This is a genomic window from Mucilaginibacter corticis (genome assembly GCF_007558865.1).
GTDB lineage: Bacteria > Bacteroidota > Bacteroidia > Sphingobacteriales > Sphingobacteriaceae > Mucilaginibacter > Mucilaginibacter corticis.
The window spans coordinates 2,131,527-2,143,401 of the sequence record NZ_VLPK01000001.1 but is presented as its reverse complement, the minus strand read 5'-3'; the positions used below and the strand labels follow the sequence as shown (position 1 = coordinate 2,143,401).

Below are 11,875 nucleotides of genomic sequence, written 5' to 3'. Positions count from 1 at the left end.
ATAGATGATAATTATTCATCCATCGGTAAATATGCCGTGCTGATAGATTTTAATTGAAACAAGCCACAATCATTTGTAATATTGTTTAATCCCGCGCTGTTAAAATGCCGGGATAGTGAGGAATGATCATACAAAAATCAAGGGCGGGCGTAGTTTCCATATTAATCCAGATATTGGTTTGGTTGGTATTTGCATTAGTGCTGTTATTTAATCTGCCATTAACCAGCGGCATGAACGTGCCTTACCAGTTTTGGATAAAACAAAGCGTGGTATTGGTTATGCTGGTAATAGCATTCTATTTAAACTCCATGGTGTTAGTGCCGCGGTTCCTGCTTAAAAATCGTATCGGGTATTACCTCGGCATAATCTTGCTGATCACAGCGGCTATTTTATTGATAAATGAATATACTGACAGGTGGCTCAATATGCACGTGATCATGGATGCGGCGTTTCATCACCACGGCCCTCACGATAAGCACCCGAGGATAGACTTTATTACCCTTATGATTGTGGCCTTAATGTTCGGTATCAGCATCAGTATTACTACTGTACAAAAATGGCAGGCAGACAAAATGCATAACCAGGTGTTAAAGCAGGAAAAAACGCAGTCAGAGCTTTCCTTTTTGAAGGCGCAGATCAATCCGCATTTCTTTTTTAATACCTTAAATAATATTTACGCGCTTACTTATGTAGACGCAGATACATCACGCAAGGCAATTCACCAGCTTTCGCGTATGATGCGTTATTTGTTGTATGAAACCCCGCAGGCCGATCAATTGATCAGCCAGGAAATTGTCTTTATTAAGGACTACATTAGTTTAATGCAATTACGCCTTACCAACGCGGTTACAATAAATTTCGAGTCGCCGGATAATTTAAATGATATGCCTATTGCGTCCATGATATTTTTGCCTTTTGTAGAGAATGCTTTTAAACACGGTATCAGCACTACAGATCCAAGCTATATCAATATCCTGATCACACAAAAAGATAAGATGTTAGAGCTGTTTGTTACCAATTCTGTAAGTAAAATTCAGAGCGCAGACCTGAACGCTTATGGCGGCATCGGCCTTAACAATACCCGGCGCAGGTTAGACCTTTTATATCCCGGGGATTATAAACTAAAAATAGACGAACTGGTCGAGGCCAATGAATATCATGTCCACCTTACACTTAATTTATCATGATGTTAAACTGCATTGCTGTTGATGACGAACCATTGGCCCTGGGGTTGGTTTGCGCATTTATTGAACAGACACCCTTTTTAAACCTTGTGGGTAAATTTTCAAGCGCTATTGAGGCTTTGAAAGTTATCCATCAGCAAAAAATTGATGTAATGTACCTTGACATTCAAATGCCTGATTTGAACGGTATTGAACTGGCACGGGTACTTGACCACAGCCCTAATAAGCCCCGCATCATATTCACTACCGCGTATAACCAGTTTGCATTGGAGGGTTACCGGGTTGATGCCCTTGATTACCTGCTTAAACCGTTTAACTATGAAGAGTTTCTACGGTCGGCACATAAGGCAATGGCTTATTATGAGCTGGTAAACAAGCCCGGTACTACCATCACAGAAAAAGAGTCGATAGAGAATGATTACCTGTTTTTAAAAGTGGAGTATCAATTAATGCGGATAGCTTTTAAGGATATAGTTTATATTGAATCGTTAAAAGATTATGTCAAGGTTTGGCTAAATAACGGCGAAAAGCCGGTGATGTCATTAACCAGCCTGAAAGCCCTGGAAGAGAAGCTGCCTGCCAGTCGTTTTATGCGCGTACACAGATCTTATATTGTAGCGCTTGACAAGATCAACGCCATTAACCGTAACGCCATTAATATCAATAATATAAACATTACCGTTGGCGACCAATACAAAGAAACGTTCAACCAGTTTGTAAAAAAATGGGGATAGTAGAAATATCGTCGGCCACATTTAAGGCTTTCGTCGGCAAAAACACCCTCTCTGTCGATACATGTAATTTTTATGATTTACTTGTTATAATTTAGTAGTCATAAAGTCAAGCTATTGACTCTGTGATAAGGTTTAGGTTTATCCCCGGTAGTGGTACCGGGGATTTTTTTTGCCTTAATTTTTTGCCTTGATTTTTTGCCTTGATTAATTTCCCAAAACACTAAAACACTGTATTTAGATTATCCGGCACATTAAACAAATTAAATCTTGATATAGATCTTTCTTTTATCAAGCACATAGCCAACTAACCAGCAAAGCATCGTATAACAAATTGCAAATACTAAAGTACCAAACGCACCGGGGAACAGGCGCTGATAAAACACCTGGTTTATCCAATCGTAAAAGCTAAGCTGTGGCTTTACCCAAACCGTCTGGAAAACAGTAAGCATCAATTCTGACAGTAAGTATATGGCCAGCGAGTTACGGCCCAGAATGAGGAAAAACTTAGTCCCTCTTTTTATTTGTTTTATTTCGATAGCAAAAACCATAAAACCCAATAGTAAAAGATCTATACCAATGGTCAGTAAAGCAAATGTGCTTGTCCATAATTTTTTGGCGATCGGGAAAAACTGGGCCCAGAATAAAGCCAGAGCGATCAGTAACACACCACACATAAACAGCCGTGCAACCGATTCATAGTTTTTACCCTTACGCTGAATAAATGATCCTGCAAGGAAACCACCGATCACGTTCACTATACCGGTCATGGTACTCAAGAAACCTTCGGGATCAAAGGCTATAGGGCCACCTTTGTCATGGTACAAATGGTCATTACCTAAAATGGCTATATCCATACGTGTACCCGCGTTTCCAAGCATGGTATATTCCTTCCCTGTTTCGCCAAACAACAGCAGGAAAACCCAGTAACCTATCAGCAGCGCTACGGATATAATGATGGACATTTTTTGCGAACAATAATGAACTATCAAAGCGCCAAAAAAATAACACAGGGCAATACGCTGCAGAACCCCCATTATCCGGGTGTGGCTTAACGGATTAAACACCCACGCACCAGCTTCGCGGTGAAAAAAGGGGAACCAGTACATTAAATAGCCTAACAGGAAAATAATGACCGTGCGTTTTAAGATCTTGCCGATAAAGGCAGCATCGGTTTCAAATTTCTTTTTTGAAAAACTAAGCGCGTTACCCACAGCGAATAAGAAAGATGGAAATACAAGATCCGTTGGTGTAAAACCTATCCAGGGCGCATGGTCAAGCGGTGCCCAAACATCGGCCCCTGATCCGGGCGCGTTTACAATGATCATAAAACAAATGGTCATCCCGCGGAAAACATCAAGTGCTGTAAATCTTTCGGTCGCTATAGCCATATGGTAATGTATTAATTAAGTTTAGCGGTAACGTTAACTACACTCCTGTTCGCGTCAGGCTCGGTAACTACCTGTGTCTTGCTGATCGGTTTGCCATCCTCATCATATACCACCAGGTGGTTCACACCCGCGTTTAACCAGCTCTCAGGAATGTACAGGCTTTTCATATCCAGTTTTTCAGGGTACCGGCCTAAATTATGCCCGTTAACCCAAACCGACCCGTGGCCTAATCCTACAGGATCAAAACGCCAGATCAGTGTACGGTCTTTTACCTGCGGTACACTAAATGTGGTACGGTAAAAAACAGGCCCGCTGGTTTCTTTAACTTGTGTAAGTTTTGCCCAACCTTTAACACTCAACGCATCGCCCGGGCCACCTTTCAGTTCCCATCCGGTTACAGCAGTAGCATCACCGATAGCGTTAATTTTAACAGGCTGATCTATCCCGCCCTCGTTAGAATGATTTTCTATAAATACGCTCAAGGTTAACGGCTTTTTTAAGGCTTCGGCATCGTTAATAGCTACCTCAAAAGGCTGATCCCAACCTTCATGATGGGCCATTTCTTTGCCATTAATAAATACCGTGGCATTTTCGTCAACACTCTTAAAGTACAAGGTTATTTTTGCGGTACCTGCAGGTTGTTGCGGTATAGTAGTTTTAAACCAACCGTAACCTTCTTTCCGGTTAAAGGCATCATCGCCAATTTTATATTTTTTGTAGGCTGACGCGTCAGCTATCGGTCCCAATTTAACATCACTCTTTTGAGTCGCTTTAGCAAAATACCAATCGGTTAACCCCGTAATAAAAGGACCGCCCTTTTTGATGACGGCGCTGCCGGACACCCCTTTGTTATCGATCTTATCTATCGGCCCGATGTATGACACCAATTTATCCCTGCCATCATGCGCGGTGAAAATAGCCAGCGTATGTTTGCCTTTTTTCAGGTTTAACGATACCTCATTTTTACTTAAGTTCCATGTGGCGGCAAGGTTACCATCAACAAAAGCCTGCCCCCTGCCGTTGCCTTTTATCTGTAAGGTGTATTTACCTTCTGATGGCGCGGTTACAGTTGTGCGGTACCAGGCATCGGCAGTGATATCGCCATCAGCACCCATAGGCTGGGGATCTTTTGACTTAAGCCAGCCGCTTGTATTTACCGTTGTAGCAGCAGATAATGCCCCGCTTTTGTATTCCCAGTTATTCAGCGTTATATTTTTAACCGTTTGATCTGCCACGGCGCCAACATTAAATGGAATTGCCGCATTAGCTGTATACAAAACGGCAACTTGCTGACCGTTTTGCTTTAATGGCGTTTCTGTAGTGATATGCAGTTGCTGATCTTTTATCGACGCGTCGCCAACATAGGCTAACCCACTAATGATATAGTTTTTGCCGGCTATTTCGGTGATCCACGTTTTATTCGTCTGTTGCCTGTTCATGGCTAAAATGCGGATGGTTTGATTGCCGCTTTTAAAAGTATAGGTTACAGGTTTTGCTGCCGATGGCATAGTTTCATTGATGGTTGCCGTGCCGTTACTTATTTTCACGTCGGACGATGTTGATAAAGCTCCACTTTTCACGCCGAATTGCAATAACACTGGCGACTTCTCCTCGGCATCAACAATAATCGTAGTGGTATTTTCTTGTTTCACCACAGCAAAAACACGGGTAAGCGCCCAGTTAAGGGTAACATCACCGTTTATTTTAAAGTTGTGAACTAACGGATAGATCTCTCCCGGCTTGATCGTGATTTTTTTATCAGCCGTAAGGCTTTCGGCACCGCTGATATTCAAACCTGTGTTCACCTCTTTTTTGCCGGGATTATCCAGAAATATGATATCGCCCGCCAGGCTTGTCCTTGCGGTAACTTTTATCGCCGAATCGCTTGCTACATGCGGGTAAGCCGAGGTTGCATCTGTACCGTTTTCCAACACATTTTCAAAACTGCGTGAAAACCATGCCGCGCGTTTAAAAGTGTAATACAATGGCCGCAGATCTCCGGTCTGCCCTATTGCCGAACCGTAATCGTACGATGCCGCGTCCTCATCATTATTGGTATAACCAAAGTTTGAACCGCCATGTGCCATGTAATAATTGTAGCCGTTACCACCGCGCGAAATTATTTTCCAGGTACGTCTGTCATACAAGTCATCATCACCCGACTTTGCGCCGTATTGCGAGTACCAAACACTCCAAAACTCGGTCGACATCCATGGGTTGGGTCTTTTTACGTCATCCAGTTGATCATCGCCCGCAGGGTCGCTGCCATGGTGTAAACCACTGAAAAAGTAAGGTACTTGCAGGCCCAATTGCAGGGCTTTTGTCTGCAGGCTTTTAAAATACCCGTCTACCACTATATCGCCCCAGCTTTTTGGATGCTCGTTTTCTAACTGCACCAGTATTACCGCGCCGCCATTGTTGATCTGACTTTTAAATACTATCGGCAACAAATGGTCAAAGAAACGATCCACATATTGCTCAAAAGGTTTATTATCCTCGCGTACGCTTACACCTTTTTTAAATTTGAGCCATATCGGGTAACCGCCCAGGTCCCATTCGGCGCAATAATACGGACCGACACGCACTATGGCATACAAGCCCAGATCTTTAACTAATTTAAGGAAAGCCCCCAGGTCACGGTCGCCGGTAAAATCGAATTTGCCTTCGGTTGGCTCGTGGAAGTTCCACATGGTGTAGATCTCAATACAATTAAAGCCGGCGCGTTTTATCCTCATCAACCTGTCATACCAAAGCTGGTGCGGAATGCGGGCATATTCTAACCCTGCCGATACAATGAACGTACGTTTGCCGTTAACCAAAAAACCTTTGCTGTCAAAATCTATATATGGTTTGGCTGCCGCCGATGCCGGGAAAATATGGTCGTTTGACTGGGCATTGGCCGTCAAAGAAAAGTTTAATAAGATGAGTATTGTTAAAAACGCGTAAAGACTCCGGGTCATTTGTATTGGGGATTAATAGGATTGTTGTATGATGTTGTTGTATTTTGCGAATAATAATTTTGACTGCTCAACGGCATCGCCTTTTATTTTATCAGGATAAGCATTGTCATGTTTGTTCACCCAGCCCCACTCCCAGTCCTTCACCTGCTTATCAAATGCTTTATCATCAAACGTAGCGCCTGCTGCCATTGCTTTATCTAAGGCCGAAATATAAAGCTGCCAGCGTTGTTTGTAGAATCCTTTTATCAAGCCTGCCCATTGGCGGTTTGAGTATTCGCGCAGCTCGCTTTCTTTATCGCCCCATAAAGTTACCAGGTCGCGGGCGTTAAGTTCGTACAGGTTCTTCTCACCTTCGGTGATCCCGTTGGCCCGCGCATCGCTGATCCATTTGCCTAACAGAAAATCCTTGCGGGTACTTAGTAAAGCATCTATATCGTCCATTAACTGCAAAAAGGCGGTGCTGTTAGTTTTGAAGCCTTGCTTATCGCCGGATTTGTAGGCGGCAACCATTTTTTGTTGTAAAGGCAGGGCATAGTTGGCCAGTACCTGGCGAGTTACATCCACCAGGTCATATTGAAAACCATCACTTTGTTTCAGGCTGTCGGCAGCGTTTATGAGCAATCCCCAGGCTTTTATTAATTGCTTGGGGTCATAACTTAACTGGGTCAATACCCTGTCAATGGTCGGCTTCATGGTTGGCCTGGCTACAATGATCGACTCTGGTCCACCCTCACTAAGTCCGCTGCTGTAAACGCTGTTTAATAACAGGTGCCATGCTTGTTTTGCCTGGCTGTTATCCTGCGCGTAGCGCCTGCGCGCGTAATCGCTCACCCAGGCATCAGCATCAATAGGTGTATCGCGCCATACATTTTCCAGCATCAGCTCAAATAAGGCGGGGTTTTGCTCTATCCCCTCGGGAGTAAGGCCTATGCCCTTTAAGTTTTTCGATTCGGGGTCATGCAACGCTATTGCCGGGTCGGCGGCCACGTGGCGCATTCTGCCAAACAAACTGATATTGCCGCCAAAGTTTTGCAGCATGCTCCAGATCCAGGGCTTGCCATAATAAGCCTCGGTACGGTTCCAAACCGGGTGCGACTCGCTGTACAAGTCCAGTACGATCATCTGATCATTGGGGACAGCATTTAATAAGGCCTTGATCTGCTGTGGCTGCCAAAACTGGTTGTTATAATGAAACATCCAACCCTGCATTACCCATACCGCTTTCGGATCGGCAGCAGCCATCGAGTTAAAAACCTTTTTACTCATGCCATCCAAATAGGTAGAATCATTAGTTGGCGGTGTGTTTTCATTAAACGTATCGGCCGAATACAAGTGATCCGTACCAAACTCTTTTGTCTGTGCATCGATATATTTTTTGCCGATGGTCTCAAACATCGGGTCGTCCGGGTCAAGGATATATACATCAGGGAAACCGGCACCCCAGTTGGTCTTTTTAACCTTAGCGCCTGGAAACTTATCTTTAAACGATGGTGGCACATGCCCGGTGAACGAGGACAACACCGGAGTCATGCCAAAGGATCTTTCGCGCTCCAGGATCTTTTTTTGTAGTGCTTTGTGGGTATCCATCCAGTTTTGCGGCAGCGGGCCACCCCAGGCATCCAGGTTACCCATCCAAAACCACGAAAAATAAGCAGGGCCGCAAAAAAACGCGTCCAATTGTTTATCGGTAAAACCCATGTCTTTATAAACGCCCTGCCAAATGGCTTCTTCGCCGGTAATAGCCAGCGGCATATTGATACCATTCAGCGCCATCCAATCAATTTCCTTTTGCCAGCGACTCCAGTCCCACCAGGCCATGGAGTAATTGAAAGTGCAGTAATTGAGGTAATAGCGGTATTGGTATGGAGTTGATTTATGAACCTTGCCTTTAACCATTGGCAGGCTTGCAGGCAAATTTAAATTTGTGCCGTTCCACCCGATATCTGCAAAGCAATAAGTTTTAAGATAGTAATTTAAGGCCCCGGCAACTGATAACCCGTTGCTGCCGCGCAGAATTATTTTACCATCGTGGTTGTCTAACTCGAAGGCATCTTTACCGTTATCCTGTGCAATGGATTCAATTAGAAACGACCCTGATCTACCGGGAACAACACGCTCAATAAAATCATGCACCGCCTTTTGGTCGACCTGGGCATGAACGTTTAAACTACATACAAAAACAACAAATATGATCAGGCTTTTTTTCATTGAGCGTACAAGCAATTTTAAAAATCATCTAAAATTAAGCTTTTACAGCAAAACGCCTATTTATTCAGCGCATTTATATTATTTGGCGATATTTTAACATCAGTGCAATGATCCAATTTAACCAGATCATCTATCTTTTTTAATTGACCTTTAAGCTGAATATCATTATTGATCAACCGGATACTGGCCGTATTCTTCGCAGATAATATGTTGTTATCCTTTAAGTAAAAATGATTGCCGATCATAGTGATATTTGAATGTACAGCAACATTACCCGTTTCCTGGTTTTCAGGATGGATGGCAATCACCGGTTCGCCGCAATAATAAAAGTTATTGCTGCTGATAGTAAGATCCTTAACCATGCCCGACTCGTACCAGTTAGCGGCATCATCACTAACGGACACGCCACTCATGTGCGTACGCTGAAAGTTATTGTTTTCGATCACGATTTTGCGCCTTGTGGTGGTAAGTATTCCCCTCGTCGGGATCCTTGCTATAGTAGTATGATGGATCCACACCTGTGGTGTTGCGGTAGTGTTTTCAATAGCATCGCCCAACTGTACATCAGCGGTAACAGGCGATTGCAAAGTGAGCAGGATCTCTTTATCATTTAACATCTTTGATTCGGTAACCACATTGCTGCCATAAGCCAATAGCGTTTGGGGTTTGATGAAATCGATGCTATCGCCCTCGGCATAAGCATTAAAGCCATAGGTTTGGTCATGCATAAACTTTACCCTGAGTTGTTTTGCGGCTGGCTTTTCAATGATCTTCAAGTGAATGCCGTGCACGTTAATAGCATCGTCATTAGCGCCAGATAGGTAAGAGTTGCCAACCTCGATCTTGCCCTTACAGCCTGCAAAATGCAGGATATCCGCCCAGGCGGCACAAGTACGACCAGATGATGCCGACGGCTTTACTGCGACGTGATCTATTTTGATGTTATTGCAATATTGGCTCACTACACCCATACCGTGCATAAAATAGATGTTAAGATCTTTTAACCACAGATTACTGCTGTTACGCATGAATATGCCGGCGCAGTCGCGGGTTACGTCGCGGTTCTGATAGATCAGTCCGGCTTTAAATCCGGGATTCTTTGCAAAATGGATCCGGACCTTGTTACCGCCCATCGAACTGAATTTAGCTTTTTCAATAGATATATCTGTTCTTTCCAGCTCATTTGTAGCAGGGTCAAGAACCTGCCAGTACCAGCCGGGGCGATAACTCCAACCTTCGCCCTGCCAGGTAAGCAGGCTATCTTTGATGGTATATTTTGAGTCTTTATTGATCAGCACATCAGCATAATTATTTGTAACCGACAGCACCTTCAATTCGGATACCGTTGGGCGCTGGTAATCAAAATTTAAGCCGCTTAAGCGGATATGATCGCAGGCGTTTACAAATGTTTCTATCATTTTGCCACGCAATACTATGGTGGCAGCGTTGGACGCTTCGACGTCAACATATTTACAACTGTCAAACATCAGCGCGATGGCTTTTAAAGCGTAAGGCGTATCATTGGTATTGGTGATATGCAGTTGCCTTTTAGTCGCGCCATCCGGGAAGAAGTTATACCTGCCCGGCGCGAACCATACTTTAACCGGTCGTTCTTTGGTTCCCATGGCTTTTAATACCAGCGAAGTGTGAAAAGAGCCGGGAGCAATTACCTTAACCCCGTCACCCGCCGAAAGCGTAAGCCGGTTAAGCTGCTCAAAGGTCTTCCAGGGTTTGCCAACAGCTGTGCCGGTATTATGATCATTGCCTTTGGCCGGATCTATAAAATAGGTAATACCTGCCGACGGGCGCGTGTGCTTAGCCTGCGCTTTCAGACCAAGCGCGAAGAAAAGCGCGAGGACTATCAGTATAGATGATCTTGAAAATAGATTACCGGTCTGCATTATTTAGTTAAATTGGTGTAGCAACACAATTATCAGCAATAAATATTTGATTAACTAACCCCATGTCGTCCTAAAGCGGGCTTTAGATAATATCATTAAATACAATGGCAGTATTGCATAATTCGGCGTTAATTGTTAACCTTAGCTTTGTGATGGTTTGCATTAAATCCAAGCCGGTCAACCAACAACCAATAAACTTTTACTGATACGATATGACTAAAAAGTGCCTGCCAATTATAGTGTTTGCCTTAGTTCTCTGTATGCAGGTATCGGCGCAAGTGCAGTCACTGCCTTTTAGTAACTATATCCAAAAACGGGGCGGATTGGTAAATGTAGAACACGCGATCAATACTCGTAAAGACGTAACGGTAGCCTTCTTAGGCGGGTCGATCACCTATAATCCGGGGTGGCGACAAATGGTTTGCGGGTATTTGAAAGACAGCTACCCCAAGGTCAACTTCAGGTTCATAGCCGCGGGCATTCCCTCCCTGGGTAGCCTGCCGCATGTTTTCAGGTTGCAGCGCGATGTGTTGGATTCGGCCAAAATAGACCTGTTATTTCTTGAAGCCGCCGTAAACGACCAGGTGAACGGCACTGACAGCGTTACGCAGGTGAAGTCATTAGAAGGTATTGTAAGGCATGCCCTGAAAAGCAATCCATATATGGATATCGTGATGATGTCCTTTGCCGATCCCGATAAAACCAACCTTTACCGGAAAGGGCTGGTGCCTACATCTGTAGCCAACCATGAACTGGTTGCCGGGCATTATAACCTGCCATCCATCAACCTGGCAAAAGCGGTAACCGACAAACTGGCCAACAAAGAGTTTGACTGGGATAAGGATTTTAAGGACCTGCACCCCGCACCTTTTGGCCAACGCCTGTATTTTGAAGCGATAAGGACTTTGCTGGCTGCCGAACTAAGCGTCCCAGCCAAGACCCGCGATCATACCGATAAACACGACATTACTAAAATACCACTGCTTAACCCAGACAGCTTCACCAATGGCAGTTATTTAAACATCAGCAACGCGCATACAGGTGCCGACTGGACCCTATACAAAAGCTGGACACCAACCGACCACATTGGCGTTAGAGATGGCTTTGTGAAAGTGCCGGTATTAGAGGGTACCAAAGCCGGTTCAACCTTAACTCTGCCGTTTAAAGGCAATGCCATAGGGATGGCCGTGGTGTCGGGCGCGGATGCGGGAATAGTAAAGTATAGCATTGACAACGGGCCCGAAAAACAGATCGATCTTTATACGCAATGGAGTTCGTCGCTGCACCTGCCCTGGTATGTGCTATTTGCCAGCGGGTTAAAAGAAGGGTCGCATCAGCTTAGGCTGACCATCAGCAGCGATAAAAACAAAGGCAGCGCCGGCAATGCCTGCCGCATTGTTTACTTTTTGGTGAATAAGTAAACAAACATCATCTTTCTTTATGATGATTCGGATAAATTTCGGGCCGTTTTGCACGGCTTTTTCATAGCGATGGGTTTAA

General features: G+C 44.3%; 7 protein-coding genes. 3 read left to right on the top strand and 4 right to left on the bottom strand.

The window, feature by feature from the left end:
* Positions 1 to 122: 122 nt before the first annotated feature.
* Together FO440_RS09425 and FO440_RS09420 are read left to right on the top strand one after the other, a co-directional pair.
* Complete coding sequence (locus FO440_RS09425; RefSeq protein ID WP_144247940.1) at positions 123 to 1,187, top strand: sensor histidine kinase; 1,065 nt, start codon at positions 123 to 125, stop codon at positions 1,185 to 1,187.
* Positions 1,184 to 1,918 (top strand): LytR/AlgR family response regulator transcription factor, encoded by a 735-nt coding sequence (locus FO440_RS09420; protein ID WP_144247939.1) that lies wholly within the window; start codon positions 1,184 to 1,186, stop codon positions 1,916 to 1,918. Before FO440_RS09425 ends, FO440_RS09420 begins: the two co-directional genes overlap by 4 nt.
* Before the next feature lie 260 nt (positions 1,919 to 2,178).
* Here FO440_RS09420 and FO440_RS09415 read toward each other — a convergent pair whose 3' ends face one another.
* From FO440_RS09415 to FO440_RS09400, 4 genes are read right to left on the bottom strand one after another with little or no spacing between them, the layout of a single operon-like run.
* Positions 2,179 to 3,306 (bottom strand): acyltransferase family protein, encoded by a 1,128-nt coding sequence (locus FO440_RS09415; protein ID WP_144247938.1) that lies wholly within the window; start codon positions 3,304 to 3,306, stop codon positions 2,179 to 2,181.
* Positions 3,307 to 3,317: 11 nt separating this feature from the next.
* Complete coding sequence (locus FO440_RS09410) at positions 3,318 to 6,266, bottom strand: beta-galactosidase (protein ID WP_144247937.1); 2,949 nt, start codon at positions 6,264 to 6,266, stop codon at positions 3,318 to 3,320.
* A gap of 12 nt (positions 6,267 to 6,278) precedes the next feature.
* A complete protein-coding gene (locus tag FO440_RS09405; protein WP_144247936.1) occupies positions 6,279 to 8,474 on the bottom strand; it encodes an alpha-N-acetylglucosaminidase in 2,196 nt (731 codons plus the stop codon).
* Positions 8,475 to 8,530: 56 nt separating this feature from the next.
* A complete protein-coding gene (locus FO440_RS09400; RefSeq protein WP_144247935.1) occupies positions 8,531 to 10,375 on the bottom strand; it encodes a right-handed parallel beta-helix repeat-containing protein in 1,845 nt (614 codons plus the stop codon).
* Positions 10,376 to 10,587: 212 nt separating this feature from the next.
* Here FO440_RS09400 and FO440_RS09395 point away from each other — a divergent pair, with 212 nt between their 5' ends.
* A complete protein-coding gene (locus FO440_RS09395; protein WP_144247934.1) occupies positions 10,588 to 11,796 on the top strand; it encodes an SGNH/GDSL hydrolase family protein in 1,209 nt (402 codons plus the stop codon).
* Positions 11,797 to 11,875 lie beyond the last annotated feature (79 nt).

Excerpts from the sequence above, each read along its gene's own strand:
- FO440_RS09410 (WP_144247937.1), bottom strand. The coding sequence starts at position 6,266 with ATGACCCGGAGTCTTTACGCGTTTTTAACAATACTCATCTTATTAAAC.
- FO440_RS09395 (WP_144247934.1), top strand. The coding sequence starts at position 10,588 with ATGACTAAAAAGTGCCTGCCAATTATAGTGTTTGCCTTAGTTCTCTGT.
- FO440_RS09420 (WP_144247939.1), top strand. The coding sequence starts at position 1,184 with ATGATGTTAAACTGCATTGCTGTTGATGACGAACCATTGGCCCTGGGG.
- FO440_RS09405 (WP_144247936.1), bottom strand. The coding sequence starts at position 8,474 with ATGAAAAAAAGCCTGATCATATTTGTTGTTTTTGTATGTAGTTTAAAC.
- FO440_RS09425 (WP_144247940.1), top strand. The coding sequence starts at position 123 with ATGATCATACAAAAATCAAGGGCGGGCGTAGTTTCCATATTAATCCAG.
- FO440_RS09400 (WP_144247935.1), bottom strand. The coding sequence starts at position 10,375 with ATGCAGACCGGTAATCTATTTTCAAGATCATCTATACTGATAGTCCTC.
- FO440_RS09415 (WP_144247938.1), bottom strand. The coding sequence starts at position 3,306 with ATGGCTATAGCGACCGAAAGATTTACAGCACTTGATGTTTTCCGCGGG.